At 70.6% G+C, this 23,767-nt stretch carries 19 protein-coding genes; 12 read left to right on the forward strand and 7 right to left on the reverse strand.

Features of this window, described 5'->3' with window-relative positions:
• Positions 1–18 precede the first annotated feature (18 nt).
• Positions 19–1,305: a bifunctional o-acetylhomoserine/o-acetylserine sulfhydrylase gene (locus tag ACZ7CF_RS19595; RefSeq protein WP_360395262.1), complete on the forward strand. Its 1,287-nt coding sequence runs from the start codon at positions 19–21 to the stop codon at positions 1,303–1,305.
• Entirely contained in the window at positions 1,305–2,315 is a 1,011-nt protein-coding gene (gene metX, locus ACZ7CF_RS19600) for a homoserine O-acetyltransferase MetX (RefSeq protein ID WP_470370194.1), read from the forward strand. The genes ACZ7CF_RS19595 and metX overlap by 1 nt, the downstream gene beginning before the upstream one ends.
• Here metX and ACZ7CF_RS19605 read toward each other — a convergent pair.
• Positions 2,278–2,964 carry a TioE family transcriptional regulator gene (locus ACZ7CF_RS19605; protein ID WP_470370195.1) on the reverse strand — a complete coding sequence of 229 codons (687 nt, stop codon included), beginning with the start codon at positions 2,962–2,964 and terminating at the stop codon, positions 2,278–2,280. The genes metX and ACZ7CF_RS19605 overlap by 38 nt on opposite strands.
• Before the next feature lie 79 nt (positions 2,965–3,043).
• Here ACZ7CF_RS19605 and ACZ7CF_RS19610 point away from each other — a divergent pair, with 79 nt between their 5' ends.
• Positions 3,044–4,150 carry an erythromycin esterase family protein gene (locus ACZ7CF_RS19610; protein ID WP_458430401.1) on the forward strand — a complete coding sequence of 369 codons (1,107 nt, stop codon included), beginning with the start codon at positions 3,044–3,046 and terminating at the stop codon, positions 4,148–4,150.
• Here ACZ7CF_RS19610 and ACZ7CF_RS19615 read toward each other — a convergent pair.
• Positions 4,122–4,628: a hypothetical protein gene (locus ACZ7CF_RS19615; protein ID WP_360395269.1), complete on the reverse strand. Its 507-nt coding sequence runs from the start codon at positions 4,626–4,628 to the stop codon at positions 4,122–4,124. The genes ACZ7CF_RS19610 and ACZ7CF_RS19615 overlap by 29 nt on opposite strands.
• A gap of 119 nt (positions 4,629–4,747) precedes the next feature.
• On the opposite strand from ACZ7CF_RS19615, the gene ACZ7CF_RS19620 reads away from it, so the two are divergent.
• The 3 genes from ACZ7CF_RS19620 (at position 4,748) to ACZ7CF_RS19630 (ending at position 7,283) form a co-directional block, all read left to right on the forward strand.
• Positions 4,748–5,866: a sensor histidine kinase gene (locus ACZ7CF_RS19620; protein ID WP_360395270.1), complete on the forward strand. Its 1,119-nt coding sequence runs from the start codon at positions 4,748–4,750 to the stop codon at positions 5,864–5,866.
• Positions 5,863–6,516: a response regulator transcription factor gene (locus ACZ7CF_RS19625; RefSeq protein WP_360395272.1), complete on the forward strand. Its 654-nt coding sequence runs from the start codon at positions 5,863–5,865 to the stop codon at positions 6,514–6,516. The genes ACZ7CF_RS19620 and ACZ7CF_RS19625 overlap by 4 nt, the downstream gene beginning before the upstream one ends.
• Before the next feature lie 62 nt (positions 6,517–6,578).
• A complete protein-coding gene (locus ACZ7CF_RS19630; RefSeq protein WP_360395274.1) occupies positions 6,579–7,283 on the forward strand; it encodes an alpha/beta hydrolase in 705 nt (234 codons plus the stop codon).
• 438 nt (positions 7,284–7,721) lie between these two features.
• On the opposite strand, the gene ACZ7CF_RS19635 is transcribed toward ACZ7CF_RS19630, so the two are convergent.
• Both ACZ7CF_RS19635 and ACZ7CF_RS19640 read right to left on the reverse strand, forming a co-directional pair.
• Entirely contained in the window at positions 7,722–9,728 is a 2,007-nt protein-coding gene (locus ACZ7CF_RS19635) for a phospholipase A2 (RefSeq protein ID WP_470370196.1), read from the reverse strand.
• A gap of 190 nt (positions 9,729–9,918) precedes the next feature.
• Positions 9,919–10,491, reverse strand: coding sequence for an SACE_7040 family transcriptional regulator (locus tag ACZ7CF_RS19640; protein ID WP_470370197.1), 573 nt, complete (start codon positions 10,489–10,491; stop codon positions 9,919–9,921).
• Positions 10,492–10,654: 163 nt separating this feature from the next.
• Between ACZ7CF_RS19640 and ACZ7CF_RS19645 the strand changes: the two genes are divergently transcribed.
• The 4 genes from ACZ7CF_RS19645 (at position 10,655) to ACZ7CF_RS19660 (ending at position 16,245) form a co-directional block, all read left to right on the forward strand.
• The gene (locus ACZ7CF_RS19645) at positions 10,655–11,440 is read left to right on the forward strand and encodes an SGNH/GDSL hydrolase family protein (RefSeq protein WP_470370198.1); all 786 of its coding nucleotides are present in this window, start codon (positions 10,655–10,657) and stop codon (positions 11,438–11,440) included.
• A 139-nt stretch (positions 11,441–11,579) separates the two neighbouring features.
• The gene (locus ACZ7CF_RS19650) at positions 11,580–13,172 is read left to right on the forward strand and encodes a carboxyl transferase domain-containing protein (protein WP_470370199.1); all 1,593 of its coding nucleotides are present in this window, start codon (positions 11,580–11,582) and stop codon (positions 13,170–13,172) included.
• Between the two features lie 2 nt (positions 13,173–13,174).
• Complete coding sequence (locus tag ACZ7CF_RS19655; RefSeq protein WP_470370200.1) at positions 13,175–15,088, forward strand: acetyl/propionyl/methylcrotonyl-CoA carboxylase subunit alpha; 1,914 nt, start codon at positions 13,175–13,177, stop codon at positions 15,086–15,088.
• 5 nt (positions 15,089–15,093) lie between these two features.
• Positions 15,094–16,245 (forward strand): acyl-CoA dehydrogenase family protein, encoded by a 1,152-nt coding sequence (locus ACZ7CF_RS19660; protein ID WP_360395284.1) that lies wholly within the window; start codon positions 15,094–15,096, stop codon positions 16,243–16,245.
• A 70-nt stretch (positions 16,246–16,315) separates the two neighbouring features.
• Here ACZ7CF_RS19660 and ACZ7CF_RS19665 read toward each other — a convergent pair whose 3' ends face one another.
• The gene (locus ACZ7CF_RS19665; protein ID WP_470370201.1) at positions 16,316–17,851 is read right to left on the reverse strand and encodes an acyl-CoA dehydrogenase family protein; all 1,536 of its coding nucleotides are present in this window, start codon (positions 17,849–17,851) and stop codon (positions 16,316–16,318) included.
• A gap of 169 nt (positions 17,852–18,020) precedes the next feature.
• Between ACZ7CF_RS19665 and ACZ7CF_RS19670 the strand changes: the two genes are divergently transcribed.
• Together ACZ7CF_RS19670 and ACZ7CF_RS19675 are read left to right on the forward strand one after the other, a co-directional pair.
• Entirely contained in the window at positions 18,021–19,271 is a 1,251-nt protein-coding gene (locus tag ACZ7CF_RS19670; RefSeq protein WP_360395667.1) for an FAD-binding oxidoreductase, read from the forward strand.
• On the forward strand, positions 19,272–20,504 hold the full coding sequence (locus tag ACZ7CF_RS19675) for a class I SAM-dependent methyltransferase (RefSeq protein ID WP_470370202.1): 1,233 nt from the start codon (positions 19,272–19,274) through the stop codon (positions 20,502–20,504). It abuts the gene before it with no gap.
• A gap of 55 nt (positions 20,505–20,559) precedes the next feature.
• Here the strand turns inward: ACZ7CF_RS19675 and ACZ7CF_RS19680 are convergent, their stop codons facing one another.
• Together ACZ7CF_RS19680 and ACZ7CF_RS19685 are read right to left on the reverse strand one after the other, a co-directional pair.
• Positions 20,560–21,393, reverse strand: a complete 834-nt coding sequence (locus tag ACZ7CF_RS19680) for a S1C family serine protease (protein WP_470370203.1) — start codon at positions 21,391–21,393, stop codon at positions 20,560–20,562.
• A 66-nt stretch (positions 21,394–21,459) separates the two neighbouring features.
• A complete protein-coding gene (locus ACZ7CF_RS19685; RefSeq protein ID WP_470370204.1) occupies positions 21,460–23,496 on the reverse strand; it encodes a putative bifunctional diguanylate cyclase/phosphodiesterase in 2,037 nt (678 codons plus the stop codon).
• Between the last annotated feature and the right edge of the window lie 271 nt (positions 23,497–23,767).

A 23,767-nucleotide genomic window follows, 5' to 3' on the forward strand; every position in this document is an offset into this window, starting at 1 on the left:
CTCTTTCGGAGCACAGCCATGTCCTGGTCCTTTGAGACGACGCAGATCCACGCGGGCGCAGCGCCCGACCCGGCGACCGGTGCGCGCGCCACGCCTATCTACCAGACCACCTCCTACGTCTTCCGGGACACGCAGCACGGGGCGGACCTGTTCGCACTCGCTGAGCCCGGCAACATCTACACGCGCATCAACAACCCCACGCAGGACGTGCTGGAGCAGCGCGTCGCCGCGCTCGAAGGCGGGGTCGCGGCCGTCGCGTTCGCCTCGGGGCAGGCCGCGGAGACCGCCGCCATCCTCAACCTCGCCAAGGCCGGCGACCACCTCGTGTCCAGCGCGTCGCTCTACGGCGGCACGTACAACCTGTTCCGCTACACGCTGCCCAAGCTGGGCATCGAGGTGTCGTTCGTGCAGGACCCGGACGACCTCGACGAGTGGCGGGCGAAGGTCCAGCCGAACACCAAGCTGCTGTTCGGCGAGTCGCTGGCCAACCCGCGCAGCCACGTGCTCGACATCGAGGGCGTCGCCGCGGTCGCGCACGAGAACGGCATCCCGCTCGTCGTCGACAACACGGTGCCCACGCCGTACCTGCTCAAGCCGCTGGAGCACGGCGCCGACATCGTCGTCCACTCCGCGACCAAGTACCTGGGCGGACACGGCACGGCCATCGCCGGCGTCGTGGTCGACGGCGGGAAGTTCGAGTACGGGCCGGAGAAGTTCCCCGACTTCCACGAGCCGGACCCCAGCTACCACGGTCTGCGGTACTGGCCGGCGCTCGGGCACGGCGCGTTCGCGGCGAAGCTGCGGGTGCAGGGGCTGCGCGACACCGGAGCGGCCATCGCCCCGCTGACGAGCTTCCTGGTGATCCAGGGCATCGAGACGCTGTCGCTGCGGGTCGAGCGGCACGTCCAGAACGCGCAAGCGCTTGCCGAGTGGCTGGAGGGGCGCGACGAGGTGGCGAAGGTCCACTACGCGGGCCTGCCGTCGTCGCCGTTCCACGCCAACGCGCAGAAGTACCTGCCCGGGGGTGCCGGCGCGGTGGTGAGCTTCGAGCTGCGCGGCGGCGTCGAGGCGGGCCGGGCGTTCGTGGACGGGACGTCGTTGTTCAGCCAGCTGGTCAACATCGGTGACGTGCGGTCGCTGATCGTGCACCCGGCCTCCACGACGCACAGCCAGCTCACGCCGGAGGAGCAGCTCGTCGCGGGCGTCACGCCGGGGCTGGTGCGGCTGAGCGTCGGACTGGAGGGCCTGGAGGACCTCAAGGCCGACCTGGAGGCGGGCTTCACCGCGGCGAAGTCCGAGTTGTAGTGGGCGGCTGGCGCTTCGGCGACCCGAACGGGCGGCGGAAGTGGTTCAGCCACACCGAACCGTTCGCCGGGTTGCCGGGTTTCCAGCTCGCGTACGAGACGTGGGGGACCTTGAACGCGGAGGCCTCCAACGCGGTGCTCGTGCTCCACGCCCTCACCGGTGACAGCCACGTCGCCGGGGGCGTGGAGCCGGGTCACCCCACGCCGGGCTGGTGGGACGCGCTCGTCGGTCCCGGGCCGCTGGACGGGTGCTTCGTGGTGGCGCCCAACGTGCTCGGCGGGTGCCAGGGCAGCACCGGGCCGTGGCAGCACCCGGTGTTCCCCACGCTCACCATCCGCGACCAGGTCGCGGCGGAGGTGCTCCTGGCCGACGACCTGGGCATCGAGCGGTGGGCCGCGGTGCTCGGCGGGTCGATGGGCGGCATGCGGGCGGTCGAGTGGGCCGTGAGCGAGCCGGAGCGGGTGGAGTCGCTGCTCCTGCTGGCCACGACGGCGGCCGCGTCCGCGGAGCAGATCGCGCTCGCGTCGGCGCAGCTGCACGCGATCAGGGCCGACCCGCTGGAAGGTCTCGGTGTGGCACGGCGGATCGCGCACATCAGCTACCGCAGCGAGCAGGAGCTGCAGGCGCGGTTCGGCCGGCAGGTGCAGGAGGACGGCCGGTTCGAGGTCGAGTCCTATTTGGACCACCACGCGGCCAAGCTCGCCCGGCGGTTCGACGCCGCCAGCTACGTCACGCTCACCGAGGCGATGAACTCGCACGACGTGGGCCGCGACCGCGGTGGTGTGCGGGCCGCGCTGCGCAGGGTGACGGCGCGGACGCTGGTGGCCGGAGTGGACTCCGACCGGCTGTACCCGTTGGGGCAGCAGCAGGAGCTGGCGGCGGGCATCCCCGGCGCCGACGACCTGCGGGTGATCACCTCGCCGTACGGGCACGACGCGTTCCTGATCGAGAGCGAGCAGGTCGGGGCGCTGGTCAGCGAGCTGCTGCCCGCGCACTCAGGTAGTCGTTGAGCCGCGCGGAGGCGGCGAGCACCGCCAGCCCCCGCGCGGTCAGCCTGCGCCGCCAGTCGGCCAGCGCGGCGGTCAGCGTCTCGGTGCCGCCCGCCGTGCGGACCTGCTGCACCACCACCGCGATCCGCGCCAGCGGGTAGCCGCCGCGGCGCAGCAGGTGCGCCAGCTCGGCGTCGCGGACGTCGGCGGCGGCGAACACCCGGTAGCCGGTCGCCGCGCGTTCGGGTGCGAGGACACCCGCCTCCTCCCACGCCCGCAGCGTCGCCGGGGTGACGCCGAGCCGGCGCGCGAGCTCGCCGATCGAGTGCGGCACCACGACCGGTTCCACCTCGGTCAGGTCGGCGACCGCGCGGCTCACCGAGTCGAGCGTCTCGCGGTCGCGCAGCAGCCGGTGGTGGCCGCGGTCGATGGTCACCAGCATGTCTTCGACGGACCCGGCGTGCACCGCGTTCATGATCTGCCCCGCCACCGCGTGCCCGAACGCGGGTATCAGCGCGATGAACGCCCTCAACGCCGACGCGTGCACCTCGGTGTAGACGCGGTAACCGGACTCGGTGCGGTCGGCGGCCGGGATGAACCCGTCCCGCTCGTAGTTGCGCACCGCCTGCGTCGACAGGCCGTGTTCACGTGCTAGGTCGGCTGGACGCACGGTTGAGACTTTAACGCCTGCCTACAGCGACTATGGCGGAAAAGTCTCAACGGAGGTTTCAAAGATACGATTGAGCCACATGAGCCAGGACATCCGCGAGTTCCTCCACCCCTTCACCGAGCTCCTCGCCTTCGGCGAACCGACCCACCTCGAACACGCCCACACGTGGATCCGCAACGAGCTGTTCGAGCAGCTGGCCGCCGCGGGCTTCCGCTCGATCGCGCTGGAGACCTGCCGGGTCAGGGGCCTGCTGGTCGACGACTACGTCAAGGGCGGCCCCGGTGACCTCGACACGGTGCTGGAGGAGGGCTTCAGCCACCGCTTCGGCCAGTGGCCCGCCAACCGCGAGCTGGTCGCCTGGATGCGCGAGTACAACCGGGACCGGCCGGCCGCCGAGCAGCTCGCGTTCCACGGCGCCGACTTCCAGACCGAGACCACCAGCGCGCCCAGCCCGCGCCCGTACCTCGAACACGCCCGCGACTACCTCGGCCTCGACGTCGACCTGAGCACCGACGACGAGAAGTGGAGCCGCGACGAGGCCGTCCTGGACGTGACGAAGTCACCCGGACAGTCCGAAGAGGCCGTCCGGTTCCGCGCGATCGGGCAGGAGATGCTTGCGCGGTTGCACGCCCGGCCGCGCGACGAGGGCTGGGAGCGGGCGGAGACCCACCTGAGCGCCGCGCTGAGCCTCCTGCGCTACCACCGGGAGTGCGCGGAGCCGAACCCGCTCGGCGTGCGCCTGAACCGCCTCTGCCAGCTGCGCGACGGCGTGATGGCCCGCAACCTGCTGGAGATCCGCCGGATCGAGGCGAGCCGCGGGCCGACGTTCGTGTTCATGCACAACGCCCACCTGCAACGCACGAACAGCTCGATGGAGATGGGCGGCGAGCGCATCGAGTGGTCCTCCGCCGGCGCGCTCGTCGCCCCGATCCTCGGCGACCAGTACACGGTCATCGCGGGCACCCTCGGCCGCAACGACAGCTTCGGGCTCGGTGAACCGGACGAAGGCACCTTCGAAGGGTCTCTGCAGGACCGTTTCACCACCTGGGGGCTCGCTGAGAAGCCGACCGGGACCGTGCGCACCGACACGAAGCTGGAGATGGGCTACTTCCCCGTCGACCAGCACCTGCTCGACGGGGTGGACGCCGTGCTGCACGTCAGGGCTGGTCGTCCAGTGACGCGGTGATCCAGGTCGCGACGGGCAGGTCGCGCGTCTCGCACTCGATCGCCAGCTTCAACGTCCACCGCAGGGCTTGCAGCACCACGGTCGCGAGCTCCTGCGGCTGGCCGTTGGCCAGGGCGATCTCGATCTGCTCGGAGGCCGCGTCCTGGTCGCCGTGCACCTCGGCCAGCAACGCGCGGATGGCCGTGCGGACCGGCGGGTCGGCGTCGTCGATCTGGACCTCACGGCCCTCCTCGTCGAAGACCTGCATCTTCACCGGTGTCGCGCCGCCGGAGCCGAGCGAACCGACCATCGAGCTGCACTCGGCGAACAGCAGCAGCACGAGCTCGCGGATCTCCTCGTTGCCCTCGGGCGACCCGCTGAGATAGCCGGTCACGAGGTCCACCGCCACAGCGTCCTCACCGGCCCTGGCAGCCGCCAGCGCCTCGCCGGCCACGGCGGTCAGCCGCGCCCAGCGATCCGGGTCCTGTGGTGGTCTCACAGGTACTGCCTACCGGCGGCCCAACACAATCGCAATGCCCCATCTTGATCAGAGTGCTACCGGGGTATGTCACTCCGCAGGTCAATGTGCGGATGAGGGCGTGCACCTAGTCTCGGGTGGTGTTCCGCACGTTGTACTGGACCCTGCTGGGCGTCGACCGCACCCGCGTGCTCGAACGGGCACTGGGGCGGTTCCGCAAGCCGTTCCACGCCGCGCTGCTGGTCTACGCGCTGGTGTTCGCCATCGTCGGCTCCGCCCGGTTCGTCTCGCTGCAAGATCCGGACGGCTGGTGGCCGGCCCTGTTCGCGTCGGTGTTCCTGCCGTACGTGCTGCTGATCTGGTCGCCGCTCTACGCCTGGCGGGTGGCCGCCCTCGCGCTGTACCCGGTCGCCTCGCTGATCAGCTGGACCGGTGTCGCGGACTTCCAGTACTGGACCCTGCTGCCGCTGGTGGCGGGCGTGGCCGCGTTCTACTCGGGCGGGGTCACCCTGACCGCCACCGTGCTCACCATGGCGGTGGTCGGCTTCTCCGAGTCGCAGCACCACGACGCGATCATGGCCGTGCCGGTCATCACCGGCGTGATCTACCTGTTCGGCGCGCGCGGCCGGGTCGAGCGCGAGCTGGAGGAACAACGCGGCGAGAAGGCGGCGCTGGAGGAACGCGCGCGCATCGCGAGGGAAATGCACGACGTCGTGGCGCACCACATGTCGATGGTGGTCGTCCGGTGCGAGACCGCGCCCTACCGCCTGCCGGGGCTGAACGAGGCCGCGCAGAAGGAGTTCGAGGAGGTCGGGCAGGCCGCGCGGGAGGCCATCACCGACATGCAACGGCTGCTGGGCGTGCTCAGGGCGAACGGCGAGACGCCGGCGAAGGAGCCGCAGCCGGGCATCAGCCGCATCCCCGAGCTGGCACGGCCCGGTGACGAGGCCGAGGTCGACGTGGACGACGTGCCGGAGGCGGTCGGGCTGACCGCGTACCGGATCGTGCAGGAGGCGCTCACGAACGCGACCAGGCACGCGCCCGGTTCGAAGGCGTCCGTGCACGTCCACAAGCGAGATGGCCAGCTGGACGTGCTGGTGCGCAACACCGCGGGTGGACCGTCCAGGGGCGGTGGCAGCGGTCAGGGCCTGATAGGCATGCACGAGCGTGTGGCGGTTCATGGCGGCACGTTGACCGTGAAGTCGACCGAGGACGGCGGCTTCCTGGTGCGGGCGCGGATTCCGTTGGGGGACAAGTGATCAGGGTGGTCGTGGTGGACGACCAGGAGATGGTGCGCGAGGGGTTCTCCGCGCTGCTCGACGCTCAGGAGGACATCGAGGTGATCGGCTCGGCGGGCAACGGCGTGGAGGGCGTCGCGCTGGCCCGCCGCACGGAACCGGACGTCGTGCTGATGGACATCCGCATGCCCGAGATGGACGGTCTGCACGCCACCCGGCTCCTGATCGACGGCGGCAGCGAGTCCAAAGTGCTCGTGCTGACCACGTTCGACCTCGACGACTACGTGTACGAGGCGTTGCAGTCCGGTGCGAGCGGGTTCCTGCTCAAGCACGCGCCCGCCCGTGAGCTGCTGAACGCCGTGCGCGTCGTGGCCGCCGGTGAGGCGCTGCTGGCGCCCTCGATCACGAAACGCCTGATCGAGGACTTCGTGAAGGCCCGCCGCAGCGAACGCGTCCGGCCTGCGCAGCTCGCGGCGCTGACCGAGCGCGAGACCGAGATCCTCGTGCTGGTCGCGCAGGGCCTGTCCAACGCCGAGATCGCCGCGAACCTCGTGCTGGCCGAGCAGACGGTCAAGACGCACGTGAGCCGGGTGCTCACGAAACTCGGTCTGCGCGACCGGGCGCAGGCGGTCATCGCGGCCTACGAGAGCGGGCTCGTGGTACCGGGGTAGCACCGGAGAACAGCACGTCAGCGTGATGATCACGGGCGGGTCGCCTCCCTAGCTTTCCGGTCATGCGCCGAACCCTGCTGGTCCTCGTGCTGATCGTGCTGCCGTCCGTCGCGCCGTCGATGGGCGAGTGGCGCTCCGACGCCGCGCGCCGGGTCGCCGTCGTCGGCGACCTGAGCACCGCCCGCGACGTCGTGGTCATCGTTCCGGGGTCCGACGTGGACGTCGACCGGTTCGACCGGACCGTCGGCAAGAACGCCACCGACCTGTACGAGGCCGTGGGCCGTGACGACCTCGCGGTGATCGCCTGGCTCGGCTACGCGACGCCGCAGGGCCTCGGCGTGGACGCGGCGACCGGCCGGCTCGCCAGAGCGGGTGCGGCGGCACTCGTCGACTTCGTGCGCGCGTTGCAGACCAACGCGCGCATCCGCATCTTCGGCCACAGCTACGGCTCGGTGGTCGTCGCACTCGCGGCACCCGAGCTCGACGTCGCCGACATCGTGTTCAACGGCAGCCCCGGCGTGCGGGCGGCATCGGTCGCCGACCTGCGGACGAAGGCCAAGGTGTGGGCGCTGCGCAACGCCGGTGACTGGGCGCGGTTCATCCCCGGCCTGCGGCTGTTCGACCTCGGGCACGGCACCGACCCGGTGTCGGCCCGCTTCGGCGCCACCGTGCTGCGGTTCCCCGGCGGCACCCACGCGAGCTACTACGAACCGGGCACCGACACGCTGGCCGCGCTGGCCCGCATCGCCGTGGGGGAGCAGCCGTGACCAGGAACGTCCTCGTGGGCACCGCGTTGTGCGCGGTCGTGGCGGGCCATTGGCTCACGACCACCCTGGTCGACACGCCGGCCGGGATGGTGCCGGGCCCGCAGCGGCCGTTCTGGGTGGGCCTGGTGCTGAACGCCCTGGTGCTGCCGGTGGTCGTGGCCGGTGCGACCGTGCCGGTGCGGCGGCTGGTGGGGCAGGCGCTGGTGCTGCTCGGCTGCTGGGCGGCCGTCCTCTTCGGACTCGTGCTGCGCGGGGTCGACCAGGGCACCGCCTGCAACGTCGCCGTCCTGGTGGTGGAGCCGCTGTGGTTCGTCGGTGCCTACCTGGTCGTGAAACCGTTGCTGCGCAGGCAGGTTCCGCGTGATGACTGGCTGAGCCGCACCGCGCTCGGCGTCCTGCTGGTGCACCAGAGCGCGCTCGTCACGGTGTCGCTGGTGTTCAGCGCGTGGGGGCCGCTGCCGGGACTGCAGCAGGAACCAGGTCCGGGCTGGGTGTGGCAGCGGCTGCTGTGGCTGCCGGTGTGCGCGGCCGTGACCTGGGGATGGCTGCGAGCACTGCGCACCCGATCGCCACGGCGTGCAGCACCACGACCTGCGGCGCCGGCTGCAACGCCAGCAGTGGTGGCACACACGCCAGTGCCGTGAGCAGCCACGGCAACCGGGTGTCGCAGCTGCCGGTGCGGGCGGTGTGGATCAGGTACCAGCCGAGCAGCAGGTGCAGGACGTTCTGCAGCGGATCGACCGGCAGCAGCACCAGCACCCCGGCGCCGAGGAACCCGGCCACGACGAACCCGAGCACCCCGAGCGTCCCGAAGCTCACGCCCAGCGCCGTGGCGAGCCGGGTCCGGTGCGACTCGTGCGCGAGCCGCGGGAACCGGACCCCCTTGCGCTCGAACCGGTGGAACAGCAACGTCAGCGGCAGCAACAGCCCCGCGAACCAGCTCGGCGCCGCCGTGAGGCCGAGCAGTCCCACGACCGCGCCGACCCCGGCCAGGTACGCCAGGTAGACGGTCATCGGCGCCCGCCGCGCGAAGCTCACGACGTGCCAGGCCCGGCCCTCGAGCCACGCCGACACGTGCCCGCGGGCCAGCAGCGCGAGGCAGACCTGCGCGACCCCGAGCACCAGCGTCGACCGCGGGTAGTCGCTGAAGAACACCAGCGCCGGCAGGGTGACCGCGCCCAGCGCCGCGAGCACCTTGCGCGGGATGCGCTGCACCGTGCCGTCGGCGTAGAAGAACCCGGCCTGCTGCATCAGCAGCGCGCCGACGACCAGGTTCGCGTACCCGCCGGTCCGCCAGTCCGTGGACGTGCGCGCGACCTCGACCGCCAGCGTGAGCAGCGCGAGGACGACCGGCGTGGCACGGCGGTGGTGGCGGTGCAGCCAGGCCGCGGCCGGTGTCGCCGCCACCGCGAGCAGGTAGACCCCGAGGAACCACAACGGGTGCGTGATCAGCCGGCTGTACGCGTCGACCCGGACGTCCAGCAGGTTCAGCGCGGTGAACAGCACCACCCACAGCAGCACGAACCCGAGCACCGGCCGCAGCAGCCACGACGTCCGGCTCGACACCCAGCACCCGAACCCGCCCTGGTGGGCCTGCCAGCTGCGCAGGTTCGCGTGCCCGCCCGCGAAGAAGAACAACGGCACCGCCTGCAACGCCCACAGCCACGACGTGCCGGAACCGCGCAGATGTGCCACCGTGGCAACGGTTTCGCCGAGCACCAGCAACGCGAGGCTGAACAACCGCAGGAACGTCGCGTACCGGTCCTGCTCGACGCGGGTGGTGACCGCGACCTCCTCGCGGCGTGGCCGGTGCAGCCGGGCCAGCAGCAGGAACACCACGACCGCGCTGCCGAACGCCCACGCCACGACCGGTTCGTGCCCCGGTGGTCCCCAGCGCTGCCGCCACGAGTTGAACTGCAGCCCCAGCGCGTAGGTCTCGGCGACCGCGTGGCAGGTGTGCCGGGCCCCGCGCGGGTTCAGCTCGCACTGCAGGTGCAGGTCCGCCGCGAGCCGGTCGTCGAGCCCCCTGCGGGCCTGCGGTCCCAGCGCGTGGCCCTTGCGTTCGGCGTACCGCAGCAGGTCGTAGCCCATGTCGTGCGCACGGCAGGCGACGCTGAAGTCCCACTCCGTGTCACCGGCCGGCCCGGAGCACCCGCCGGCGACGTCGACCACGCGCAACGTCCCGTCCGGCGCCCGCACGGTCTTGGGGTCGCGCACGATCTCCGCCGCGAAGTCGGCGGGCAGGTCGAGCTGCGGGTCGTGGGTCGCCGACGGCGTGGTGAACGCCTGCACCGCCTTGGCCGCCGCCAGCACGTCACCGCTGGGTGTGCCGTTGTCGCCGGTCGCGGGTCGTGAGGCGACCACCCCCACGACGAACACGGCGAGGGTGATCACCGTGAACCGGAACCAGACCGGGAGGCGGAGGAGGAGCTGACGGGCACCCATGGTCGCGCCAGGTTACGGAACGGTCTCGGCTGATCGCCAGTCCGCCACCCACCGACAACTAGCCGCCTTCACCCACACGTGCCCCACCAGCCTCACTTTTGCGCACGCGGGGAGCTTTCGTACTCCAGGAAAGGACGAAAGGCCCCCGCGTGCGGAAAGCAAGGGGGTGGGGGTGACTCTCGGTGAGGGGTCAGGAGGAGACCGCGGCTGGGGTGAGCGAGGCGAGGGCCATGCGCGTCAGCAGGGCCGCCATCTGGTCGCGGTCGAGGTGCGCGCTGTGCGGGGTCGAGTTGATCAGCCCGAACACCGCGTGCGCCGCGGCTCGCGCGGTCGGTTCGTCGAACTCCGGCACGGTCCGGCGGATCGTCTCCACCCACACCTCGACGTAGCGGCGCTGCAGGGCGCGCACCCGCCGGCGGTCCGGGTCGGTGAGGTTGGCGAGGTTGCGCATCTGCACGGTGATGAGCGCCGGGTCGTCGAGCGCGAAGTCGACGTGCCAGCCGACCAGCTCGCGCAACGCCTCGTCGGCGTTCGACGCCGCGTCGACCCGCGATTGACCGCCGTCGAGCAGGCGTTCCGAGATCGACGTCAGCATCTCGCCGAGCATCGCGTCCTTGCTGCGGAAGTGCCGGTACAGCGCGGGCCCGGAGATGCCGACCGCCGCGCCGATGTCGTCGATGCCCACGCCGTGGAAGCCGTGCCGCGCGAACAGTTCCGCGGCGGCGGTGAGGATCTGGTCCCGACGTGAGGGTTTCTCGGCCACGCCGGAAGGTTAGCAGTCGTTCACTTTCAATCTGATGGGTGAAATTTTCGCAGCCGCAAGCCCCAGTCGTTGACTATTGACCAATGCTTCACACGGGTCTTACTCGTAAGTGACCATGGCCGTGCACTGCATCACACCCCTGCGGCCCCTTCGGGAGTCTTCGATGCGTCCTGCTCACCTCATCGCCTCGGTGGTCACCGCCGCCGCGGCAGTCATCGCGCTCGCGAACCCCGCGAGCGCCGCCGCCGTCAACTACGTGGCGCTCGGCGACTCCTACGCCTCCGGCCTCGGCACCGGCAGCTACGACGGCACGAGCGGCAGCTGCAAGCGCGGCCCGCTCGCCTACCCGGCACTGTGGGCCGCCGCGACAGCACCGGCGTCGTTCCGCTCGGTGGCCTGCTCCGGCGCCCGGACGGGCGACGTCGTCACCCAGGCGGCGGCCGTCACCTCGGCCACCAACCTGGTCACCGTGCAGGTCGGCGGCAACGACGCCGGCTTCACCGATGTCATCACCACCTGCACGTTCGGCTCCGACAACGACTGCATCAACCGGGTGAACACGGCCAAGGCCTACGCCGCGAACACGCTTCCCGGCCTGCTCACCAACGTCTACGGCACCATCCGCTCGAAGTCCCCGTCCGCGCGCGTCGTCGTCCTCGGCTACCCGCGCATGTACAAGGTGCCCGGCACCTGCAACGTCGGCCTGAGCGACACCAAGCGCGCCGCCATCAACTCCGGTTCCGACGCGCTGCACGCGACGATCAGCGCACGGGCCGCCGCGGCCGGGTTCAGCTACGTCGACGTGCGCGGGGCGTTCACCGGGCACGAGATCTGCTCGTCGAGCTGGTGGCTCAACAGCCTGAGCTGGCCGGTCGAGGAGTCCTACCACCCGAACCGGGCCGGTCACGCGAGCGGCTACCTGTCCGCTCTGCGGTCGGTCATCGGGTAACGGAATTCCGGTGCGTGGGAGTGTCGTAAGAGCACCTTGACCTGCGACCTGGGTGCTCTCGAACGGCACTGGTGGACCGCCAGGTGAGCGGGCGTTAACATGGCCTTGTTAACGCCCGCTAACCTGAGGTCTGGGGAGCATGGACGCACCGGTCCTGCGCAGCGCAGCCGAGCCATCGGACCGCTACGCCAAGGAGCACACCGCGCTCGTCGAGGAGCTGCGGAGCAAGCTGGCCACCGCCGCGCGAGGCGGGCCCGAGAAGGCGCGGCAGCGCCACGTCGACCGCGGCAAGCTGTTGCCGCGCGAGCGCGTGGACACGCTGGTCGACCCCGGCTCGCCGTTCCTGGAGCTGTCGCCGCTGGCCGCGAACGGCATGTACGGCGACGAGGCCCCGGCCGCGGGCATCATCACCGGCGTCGGGCGGGTGTCCGGGCGCGAGTGCGTGATCGTCGCCAACGACGCCACGGTCAAGGGCGGCACCTACTACCCGGTCACGGTCAAGAAGCACCTGCGTGCGCAGGAAGTCGCGCTGCAGAACAACCTGCCGTGCATCTACCTGGTCGACTCCGGCGGCGCGTTCCTGCCGAAGCAGGACGACGTGTTCCCCGACCGCGAGCACTTCGGCCGCATCTTCTACAACCAGGCCACGATGTCCGCGAAGGGCATCCCGCAGATCGCCGCGGTCCTGGGCTCGTGCACCGCCGGTGGCGCGTACGTGCCGGCGATGTCCGACGAGGCGGTCATCGTCCGCAACCAGGGCACGATCTTCCTCGGTGGCCCGCCGCTGGTGAAGGCCGCGACCGGTGAGGTCGTGAGCGCCGAGGACCTCGGCGGCGGCGACCTGCACTCGCGCACGTCCGGCGTCACCGACCACCTGGCCGAGAACGACGCGCACGCGCTGCGGATGGTCCGCTCGATCATCTCCACGCTCGGCCCGCGCGCCCGACGGCCCTGGGACGTCACCCAGGTCGAAGCGCCGAAGGTCAACCCGGACGACCTGTACGGCGTCGTGCCGACCGACTCCCGGACGCCCTACGACGTTCGCGAGGTGATCGCGCGGATCGTCGACGGGTCGAAGTTCCAGGAGTTCAAGAAGGAGTACGGCGCCACGCTCGTCACCGGGTTCGCGCGCATCCACGGCCACCCGGTCGGCATCGTCGCGAACAACGGCATCCTGTTCGGCGAGTCCGCCGTCAAGGGCGCGCACTTCATCCAGCTGTGCGACAAGCGGTCCATCCCGCTGGTGTTCCTGCAGAACATCACCGGGTTCATGGTCGGCCGCGAGTACGAGGCCGGCGGCATCGCCAAGCACGGCGCCAAGATGGTGACCGCGGTGGCGTGCGCGCGGGTCCCGAAGTTCACCGTGATCATCGGTGGCTCGTTCGGCGCCGGCAACTACTCGATGTGCGGCCGGGCGTACTCGCCGCGGTTCCTGTGGATGTGGCCGAACGCGCGGATCTCCGTGATGGGCGGTGAACAGGCGGCCTCGGTGCTCGCGACCGTCCGGCGCGACCAGCTCGGTGACGAGTGGTCCGCCGAGGACGAGGAGGCGTTCAAGGCGCCGATCCGCCAGCAGTACGAGGACCAGGGCAACCCGTACTACTCGACCGCGCGGCTGTGGGACGACGGCGTGATCGACCCGCGGGACACCCGCACGGTGCTCGGCCTCGCGTTGTCCAGCGCGGCCAACGCCCCCATCGACGATGTTTCCTACGGCGTCTTCCGGATGTGATCATGTTCGACAGCGTTCTGGTGGCGAACCGCGGGGAGATCGCGGTCAGGGTGATCCGTGCGCTCAAGGCGCTCGGAATCCGTTCCGTCGCCGTCTACTCCGACGCGGACGCCGACGCGCTGCACGTCCGCCTGGCCGACGAGGCCGTGCGGATCGGGCCCGCGGCGGCCCGTGAGAGCTACCTGTCCATCGAGAAGATCGTCCAGGCCGCCGTGTCCACCGGCGCGCAGGCGATCCACCCCGGCTACGGCTTCCTCGCCGAGAACACGGCGTTCGCGAAAGCCTGCGACGACGCCGGAATAGTGTTCGTCGGACCGCCCGCGGCGGCCATCGACGCGATGGGTGACAAGATCCGCGCGAAGCTCACGGTGTCGGCGGCGGGGGTTCCCGTCGTGCCGGGCCGCACCCGCGAGGGCATGTCGGACGACGAGATCGTCGACGCGGCGGTGGAGATCGGTTTCCCGGTGCTGCTCAAGCCCTCCGCGGGCGGTGGCGGCAAGGGCATGCGGCTCGTGCACGAGGAGTCCGCGCTGCGCGAGGCGATCGAGTCGGCCCGGCGGGAGGCGCGCGGGTCGTTCGGCGACGACACGCTGCTGATCGAGCGGTTCGTCACGAACCCGCGGCACATCGAGATCCAGGTCCTCGCCGACACGCACGGCAACGTGATCCACCTCGGTGAGCGCGAGTGCAGCCTCCAGCGGCGGCACCAGAAGATCATCGAGGAGGCGCCGTCGCCGTTCCTCACACCCGAGGTGCGCGAGGCGATGGGCGCCGCGGCGGTCGACGCGGCGAAGTCCTGCGGTTACGTCGGCGCGGGCACCGTCGAGTTCATCGTGGACGGTGCGACCGGCGACTACTACTTCATGGAGATGAACACCCGGCTGCAGGTCGAGCACCCGGTGACCGAGGAGGTCACGGGCGTCGACCTGGTCGAGTGGCAGCTCCGGGTCGCCTCCGGTGAGGTGCTGGACCTCGACGTCGAGATGCGCGGCCACTCGGTCGAAGCGCGCGTCTACGCGGAGGACCCGGCGCGCGGCTTCCTGCCGACCGGTGGCCGGGTGCTGGCGTTGCGCGAACCCACGTCCGTGCGCGTCGACTCCGGGCTGTACGAGGGACTTGTCGTCGGCTCGGACTACGACCCGATGCTCGCCAAGGTGATCGCGCACGGCCGCACGCGCGAAGAGGCGTTGCGGCGCCTGGACCACGCGCTGGGGCAGGTGGTGCTGCTCGGCGTCACGACGAACATCCCGTTCCTGCGGGCACTGCTGCGCGACCCCGACGTCCGTTCCGGCGCGCTGGACACCGGCCTGGTCGAACGCAAGCTGGACGCGTTGACGTCGCAGGACGTCCCGGACGACGTGTACGTGGCGGCCGGCCTGGAGCGCTCGCTCGACCCGCGTGGCGACGACCCGTGGGACCAGCTGTCCGGCTGGCGCGTCGGTGAGCACGCGTGGACGACGTGGCGGATCAACGACGTCGACGTGCGGGTGCGCGGTGACGAGGTCGTCGTGGGCGCCGGAGAACCGGTCAGGGCCCGTGCTCGCCGGGAGAGCGGCGACCTGCTCGTCGGGTCGCGCCGGTACGCGGTCGCCCGTGACGGCGACGTGCTGTGGCTGGGCCACGACGGCGCGTCCTGGGCGTTGACCGAGGCCGAGTTCCTGGTCGGCGCGTCCGGTGGCGCGGCGGCCTCCGGGGGTCCGGTGAAGTCGCCGATGCCCGGCACCGTGCTGGTGGTCCGCGCGCAGCAGGGCGAGGACGTGACCGCCGGTCAAGCGTTGTTCGTGGTCGAGGCCATGAAGATGGAGCACACCGTCACCGCACCGGTCGACGGCGTGCTCGCCGAGGTGAACGTGCAAGCAGGTCAGCAGGTCGCACTCGACCAGGTGCTGGCCACCGTCGTCTCTCACGAGGAGTGACAGCAATGTTGGACTTCAGGCTCCCGAGCGAGTACGAGGACCTGCGCAAGACTGTCGAGGAGTTCGCGCGCGACGAGGTCGCCCCGGTCATCGGCGACTACTACGAGCGCGGCGAGTTCCCGTACCCGGTCGTCGCGAAGATGGGGCAGATGGGCCTGCTCGGCCTGCCGTTCCCCGAGGAGCACGGCGGCATGGGCGGCGACTACTTCGCCCTGTGCCTGACGCTGGAGGAGCTCGCCCGCGTCGACTCGTCCGTCGCGATCACGGTCGAGGCGGCCACGTCGCTGGGCGCCATGCCGATCTACCGGTTCGGCACCGACGAGCAGAAGGCGGAGTGGCTGCCGTCGCTGACCTCCGGCCGGAAGCTGGGCGCGTTCGGTCTCACCGAGCCCGGTTCCGGGTCCGACGCGGGGGCGCTGGCGACCACCGCGCGCCTCGACGGTGACGAGTGGGTCATCAACGGCACCAAGGCGTTCATCACGAACTCCGGCACGGACATCACCGGCCTGGTGACGGTCGCCGCCGTGACGGGCACGCTGCCCGACGGCCGCAAGGAGATCTCGTCGATCATCGTCCCGTCCGGCACGCCGGGCTTCACGGTGTCGAAGAAGTACTCGAAGGTCGGCTGGTGCGCCTCGGACACCCGCGAGCTGTCGTTCGCCGACTGCCGGGTGCCCGCCGCGAACCTGCTGGGGGAGCGTGGCCGCGGCTTCGCCCAGTTCCTGCGGACGCTCGACGAGGGCCGTGTGGCCATCGCCGCGCTGTCGGTGGGCTTGGCGCAGGGCTGTGTCGACGAGTCGGTGCGCTACGCCCACGAGCGTGAGACGTTCGGTGCGAAGATCGGCACCTACCAGGCGATCCAGTTCAAGATCGCCGAGATGGAGGCGCGCGTGCACACGGCGCGGCTGGCCTACTACGAGGCGGCGTCGCGGATGTTGCGCGGTGAGCCGTTCAAGAAGCAGGCGGCCATCGCGAAGCTCGTGTCGTCGGAGGCGGCGATGGACAACGCCCGTGACGCCACGCAGATCTTCGGCGGCTACGGGTTCATGAACGAGTACCCGGTGGGCCGGTTCTACCGCGACGCCAAGATCCTGGAGATCGGCGAGGGCACCTCCGAGGTGCAGAAGATGCTGATCGCCCGCGAACTGGGCCTCTGACCCCTGCTCTTCCGGCATCTGCAAGTACTGCCAACCGGCCGGTTGGCAGTACTTGCAGATGCGCCGACAGTCAGGGCTTGGGGACGGCGCGGGCGATGATGGTCGCGAAGTCGGTGGACCTGGGGAGCGTGCCGAAAGCGACGCCCCAGTCCCCGCCGAGCCGGGAGGCCACGAACGCGTCGGCGACCGCGGGGTGTCCGTGCTTGACCAGCAGGGCGCCCTGCAGCACCAGGGCCATCCGCTCGACGACCCGGCGGGCCTGCGACTGGTCCACATCGGACAACGTGCCGCCCAGCTCGTTCAGCGCCTTGTCGATGCGCGGGTCCACCCCGCTCACGACGCCCAGGAACTCCTGCACCGACTCGGGTTCCTTCGCCATCGCGCGCAGCACGTCGAGCGCGGCGACGTTGCCGGAACCCTCCCAGATCGACATCAGCGGCGACTCCCTGAACAGCCGCGGCATCCCGCTGTCCTCGATGTAACCGTTGCCGCCCAGGCACTCCAGTGCTTCCGCCGCGTGCACCGGCCCGCGCTTGCACACCCAGTACTTGGTCACCGCGAGCCCGAGCCGCGACCGGTGCTCCGCGAGCCACATGGCCGCCGTGGTCGCCGCCTCCGACTCGACCGCGAGGTCCGCCAGCACGTTGCGCATCGCCGGCTGGTCGACGAGGTACTGCCCGAACGCCTTGCGGTGCGCCGCGTGGTGCGCCGCCTGCCGCAACCCGGCCCGCATCCCGGCCGCCGACCCGAGCACGCAGTCCAGGCGGGTCGTGTTGACCATCTCGATGATCGTCCGCACGCCCCGGCCCTCGTCGCCGACGCGCACCGCGAACGCCTCGTCGTACTCGACCTCCGCCGACGCGTTGGACCTGTTGCCCAGCTTGTCCTTGAGCCGCTGGAGGAAGAACCGGTTGCGCGTGCCGTCCGGCAGCACCCGCGGCACCAGGAAGCACGTCAGCCCGCCCGGTGCCTGCGCGAGCGTCAGGAACACGTCCGACATCGGCGCCGACGTGAACCACTTGTGCCCGGTGAGCACGTACCCGTCGTCCACCGGCCGCGCGACCGTGGTGTTGGCGCGGACGTCCGAGCCGCCCTGCTTCTCGGTCATCGACATGCCGGCGATCAGGCCGCGCTTGGTGAGCGGTGCCCGCAGCCCGAAGTCGTACTCACGGGCGGTGAGCAGCGGTTCGTACTCGGCCACCAATTCGGGTGACACACGCAAAGCGGGCACAGCGGAGTACGTCATCGAGATCGGGCAGCCGTGGCCGGCCTCGACCTGCGACCAGACGTAGAACTTGGCCGCACGCTCCAAGTGCTCACCGTCGACATAAGCGTGCAATCCGTGCGAAACAGCCACATTCATCAGTTCGTGCCACGCCGGGTGGAACTCGACCTCGTCGATCCGGTGGCCGAACCGGTCGTGGGTGTGCAGCACGGGCGGGTGGGCGTTCGCCAGGCGACCGCGCTCCTGCCACTCGTGGCTGCCGGCGAGGCGGCCGAGCTCGTGCAGCTCCGCGGTGTCTGCCCAGCTGAGCAGTGCCGGGTCGGCGGCCAAGTCGTGACCGGCAAGTGGCGGAACCTGGTTGGTCACCTCGTGCGTAGCCATGCCCAGCACGCTACTACTCGGTAGTAACTTTCGGCAGGGTTCGTTGCGGACATCCGGCCCATTGGTGAAATTGGGCGTGCCAACGGCGCTGACGAGGAATAACGTCGCTCTCGTGAGTGACCATGGGCACAGCTCGGCCGTGGCTGCGCTGACCGCGCAGTACGCCGCGATGCGCGAAGGTGCGCCGGTGCGGCTCGCGAAGAAGACGTCGAACCTGTTCCGGTTCCGCGCGGAGCAGTCCGGTGGGCTGGACGTCGGCAGGTTCGACCGGGTGCTGTCGGTGGACCCGGTCGGACGCACCGCACAGGTGCAGGGCATGACCACCTACGAGAACCTCGTCGCCGCGACCCTGCGGCACGGCCTGATGCCGCTGGTCGTGCCGCAGCTCAAGACCATCACGATCGGCGGGGCCGTGGCGGGCCTCGGCATCGAGTCCACGTCCTTCCGCAACGGGCTGCCGCACGAGTCCGTGCGGGAGCTGGAGATCCTCACCGGTGACGGCGAGGTCGTGGTCGCGAAACCGGACGACGACCTGTTCCGGGCGTTCCCGAACTCCTACGGCACGCTCGGGTACGCGTTGCGGCTGGAGGTCGAGCTCGAACCGGTGCGGCAGTACGTGCGGCTGCGGCACGTGCCGTTCGGGTCGTTCGAGGAGTGCGCGGCGGTCATCGAGGAGGTCTGCGCGGACGGCTCGGCGGACTTCGTCGACGGCACCGTGTTCTCGCGCGGCGAGATGTACCTGACGCTGGGGCACTTCGCCGACATCGCGCCCTACACCTCGGACTACACCGGCAACCGGATCTACTACCGCTCCATCCAGCAGCGGCGCACCGACCACCTGACGATCCACGACTACCTGTGGCGCTGGGACACCGACTGGTTCTGGTGCTCGCGGGCGTTCGGCGCGCAGAACCCGGTGGTGCGGCGGCTGTGGCCGAAGCGGTACCTGCGGTCGGACGTGTACCGCAGGCTGGTGGCCAAGCACCGGCAGCTGCGGCCGCGCACGGACGTGGAACCGGTGATCCAGGACGTGGAGATCCCGGTGTCCACGCTGCCGCAGTTCCTCGACTTCTTCGACCGGGAGATCGGCATCTCGCCGGTCTGGCTGTGCCCGGTGCGCCTGCGCGACACCACGGGCTGGCCGCTGTACCCGATGGACCCGGACGTGCTGTACGTCAACGTCGGGTTCTGGTCGGAGGTCCCGGTCCGGCCGGGAGAACGGATGGGTGACCGCAACCGGCTCATCGAGCGCGAGGTGGCGCGGCTGGGCGGCCACAAGTCGCTGTACTCCGACTCCTACTACGAGGAGGACGAGTTCTGGCGGCACTACAACGGTTCGCACTACCGGTCCGTTAAGGCACGGTACGACCAGACGAACCGCCTGCCTGATCTGTACGCCAAGTGTGTCAGGGGACGATGAATGCGGTTGGCCTCTCTCTTTCAGCGCATCACCGGTGGCAACGACGTCCGCTTCCAGGCCTACGACGGCAGCACCGCCGGCCCGGCGTCCGCCCCGGTGTCCATCGACGTGAAAACCCCGGAAGCCCTGTCCTACCTGGCTTCCGCGCCGGGTGAGCTCGGTCTGGCCCGCGCCTACGTGACCGGTCACCTGGAGATACTCGGCGACGTGCACGCGGGTCTGTCGCAGCTCTCGGAGCTCTCGCTGCGGGAGGTCCCCTGGTTGCAGCGCGTCGAGCTGCTGAGGCTGCTCGGCCGCGTCCGGCTGAACCACCGGGTGGTTCCGCCGCCGCAGGAGACCCGGCTGCACGGGCTGCGCCACTCCAAGGCCCGCGACCAGCAGGCCATCGCCCACCACTACGACGTCTCGAACCAGTTCTACGAGTGGATCCTCGGCCCGTCGATGGCCTACACCTGCGCCGTCTACCCGACGGCCGAGTCCACTGTGGAGGAAGCGCAGTTCGCCAAGCACGACCTGGTGGCCCGCAAGCTGGGCCTGAAGCCGGGCATGCGGCTGCTCGACGTCGGCTGCGGCTGGGGCGGCATGGTCATGCACGCCGCCCGCGAGTACGGCGTGCGCGCCATCGGTGTGACGCTGTCGCGCAACCAGGCCGAGTGGGCGCAGAAGGCCATCGTCGAGGCCGGTCTGTCCGACCTGGCCGAGGTGCGCCACCTCGACTACCGCGACGTGCGCGAGTCCGGTTTCGACGCGGTGTCGTCGATCGGCCTGACCGAGCACATCGGCAAGGCCAAGCTGCCCGCCTACTTCGAGTCGCTGTACCGCAAGCTCCGGCCGGGCGGCCGGCTGCTGAACCACTGCATCACCCGGCCGGACAACAAGCAGCGCGCCCTGTCCGGGCCGTTCATCAACCGGTACGTGTTCCCCGACGGCGAGCTGGTCGGGCCGGGTCACCTCGTGTCGCTCATGCACGACACCGGCTTCGAGGTGCGCCACGAGGAGAACCTGCGCGAGCACTACGCGCTGACCCTCGCCGCCTGGAGCCGCAACCTCGACGAGCACTGGGCCGAGGCCGTGGACGAGGTGGGCGAGGCCCGCGCACGGGTGTGGCGGCTGTACCTGGCGGCGTCACGGCTGGGGTTCGACCGGAACAACATCCAGCTGCACCAGGTGCTCGGGGTGAAGCTGGACGGGACGACCTCGCACATGCCGTTGCGCCCCGACTGGCTGTCCTGACCGTCAGGAGGCCGCGGGAGCACTGTTCCCGCGGCCCTGGGGGTTTTGCTGTTCGTCAGCTCAGCTTGTCCACGATCGTCTTGGCCGTGTTCGACGGGATCGCGAACCCGATGCCGACGCTGCCCGCCTCACCGCTGCTCGACGCCGGTGAGTAGATCGCCGAGTTGATGCCGACCAGCTCACCGGCGGCGTTCACCAGCGCACCACCGGAGTTGCCGGGGTTGATCGACGCATCGGTCTGGATCGCCTGGTACGACACGGAAGCCGAGCGCCGGGTCTCGCCGGGGACGGTCACCTTGCGGTCCAGCGCGGACACGATGCCGGTGGTCACGGTGCCCTGCAGGCCCGACGGCGAGCCGATGGCCATCACACCGTCACCGATCTTCACGTCGTCCGAGTTCGCCCACGTGATCGGCGTCAGGCCGGACACCCCGGAGGCCTGCAGCACGGCGAGGTCGGAGGACGGGTCGGTCGAGACCACGGTGGCGGGCACCTCGCGGCCGTCGTTCAGCGTCACCGTGACCGAGCCGCCGGCGGAGGCGACGACGTGGTTGTTGGTGAGGATCCGGCCGTCGGCGGAGAGGACCACGCCGGAGCCGAGGCCGTTGCCGACGTTGACCTGCACGACGGACGGCAGGACCTTCGCGGCCACGGAGCTCCAGTCCGTCGTGGACTGGTTGGAGACCGTCTGCGCCACGACGGAGGACGGTGTCTGCGCACCGTCCGGGGAGGCGATCACCGCTCCGGTGACACCTCCGAACAACCCGGCGACGAGTGCCGCCGCGGTCAGCACCGGAGCCATGCGGCGCCAGAACTTCGGCGCGGGCGCAACGGCTGGCTGCGGTGGAACCAGTGTCCCGCTCATCGCGGGGAAGCTCTGCTCGGTCATGGACCAAGGATGGGCCGCGTTCATGTGAGCAACCTGTGCGGGAAGCCGTGCAATCCCTGATAAGAATCACGTGAGGAGGAGCCGGTCCACCTCGTCCGCGGTCAGCACGGCACCGAAGTGCGGTCCCTGCCCGCCGGTCACGCCCAGCGCCGCCAGCCGCTCCGCCTGCACCGCCGTGCGCACCCCGTCGGCGTGCAGCGGCACCCGCAGGATCGACGCCCAGCGCAGCAGCGTCACGGCAGCGCTCTCCTCGACCCGGTTCGCGCCCTCTGCCAGGCCCTGCACCACCGAGCCGGTGAACTTCACGCCGCTCAACGGGAGCAGCCGCAGCCGGTCGACGCCGACGTTGCCGCCGTTCACCTGGTCGAGCACCAGCCCGATGCCGCGTTCGGCGAGGATGGTCAGCTCCTCCAGCTGCACATCGGTCAGCGACGCGTACATGCGCTCGTTCAGCTCGAACCGCAGCCGCGTCGCGGGCAGGCCGGTGCGCTCCAGCACCCGTGCGACCTCGGCCACGAGCTCCGGTTCCTGGCACAGCCGCAGCGGCAGGTCGATCGACAGCACCGGCGCCGCGTCGCCGAGCTCGGCGTACCACCGGCCGGCCTGACCGCAGGCCTCCTCCAGCGCCCAGCGCACGAGCCGCACGACCATGCCGTTCGCGGAGCTCTGGTCGAGGAACGCGTCCGGGCACAGCACGCCGTGCACCGGGTGGTCCCAGACGATCTTCGCCTCCAGCGCGGGCACGGAGGAGTCGGTGAGCGAGTGGACCGGCAGGTAGCCGACCCGGAACTGCCCCTCCTCCAGCGCGCCGGGGATGGACGCGGCCAGCGCGTAGCTCTCCCGGTCGCGCAGGTCGCGCTCCCGGTCGTACAGCGCCCACTGCGCCTTGCCGTCGCGCTTGGCCCAGCCGACCGTCACGTCCGCCGCGCGCAGCAGGTCCCCCGCGTCACCGCCGCGGGCCGCCCGTGCCACCACGCCGGCGCTGCACGTGACGCCGACGCCGTTGCCGCCGATCCAGGTCGGTTCCTCCAGCCGCCGGGAGAACTCCTCGACCAGCGCGACCACGCCCGCCACGTCCCGCGGGTCCTTGATCAGCACGCCGAACTCGTCCTCGCCGATCCTGGCGACCTTGCCGACCCCGTCGAACACCGCCCGCAGGTGGCCGGCGACGCCCATCAGCACCCGGTTGCCCACCTCGTGGCCGAACGCGTCGTTCACACCGCGGAACCCGTCGACGTCGACCTGCACGAGCGCGAGCGCCTCCGGGCCCTTCGTGCCGACCGCGCCCTCCAGCCAGCCGAGGAACTGCGCCCGGTTGGGCAGGCCGGTCTGCATGTCGTTGAGGCTCTGCCGCACGAGCTGCGTCTGCAACGCGCGCATCTCGTTCATGTTCTCGATCATGGTGACGAAGTACGGCGGCGACTCGTCGTCCTCGCGCACCAGCGAGATGGCCATGTGCGTCTGGATGGTCTCGCCGTCGCTGCGGACCATCCGCTTCTCGACCACCACGTGGTCGAGGTCGGAGTGGATCAGCCGCTCGCCGATCTCGCGCAGCGCGGCGCGGTCGTCGGGGTGCGCGAGATCGCGGCCGGCCATCCCGACCAGCTCGTCGCGCCGGTAGCCGAGCATCGTCTGCGCGGCCTCGTTCACGTCCGCGACGAGGCCGTCGAGACCCACCACCACGATCGGGAACGCGGAGCCCTGGAAGATCGCGCGGAACTTCGCCTCGCTCGCCCGCACCGCGTTCTCCGCGCGGCGCATCGCGTTGATCGCGGCCGTGCGGCTGAGCTCCTGCTGGTCGAGGGTGCGGTCGCGCAGGCCCTCCGCGAAGCCGGCCGCGAGCGCGCCGAGCTGGGCCGCGCTGACCGGCGCGTGCTCGCCGAGGTGGGTGAGGGTCAGCTCCAGCGTGGCCGAGGAGATGAGGTCGTGCGCGACCATGGACCGGCCGACCCGGCGGGCCTCGTCGACGTCACCGGTGAGCAACCGCTCGACGTAGCCGCCGAGCAGCTGTTCGAGCTTCTCGCGGGTGAGGTTGGCGAGGAGGGTGGTGGAGATCGCCGCCGCCCAGCGGACGGCGGGCTCTCTGCTGTCGACCGTGTTCATTCGGCTCAGGTGGCCATTCGTGGGGACCGGTGTGATCTGGTGATCGATCGTCGGGCGCCAATCGATACGCCCCGCAACCCACTTCCGCCAGATTCGGTCGAACGGGTGACAGCTCCGTTCCGCACCACCACCGGGCGTGGGTCCAACGCTCAAGCTTACTGATCACTTGGAACCTGTCCAACCGAACCGGGAGATTCGGTCCGAGCGCCACAATTTCACTCTTCCGGGCTGTTGAAAATCGGCTGCTGTGCATTTCGGACCGCACGCGGGG

Source organism: Lentzea sp. NPDC036955 (genome assembly GCF_055608005.1).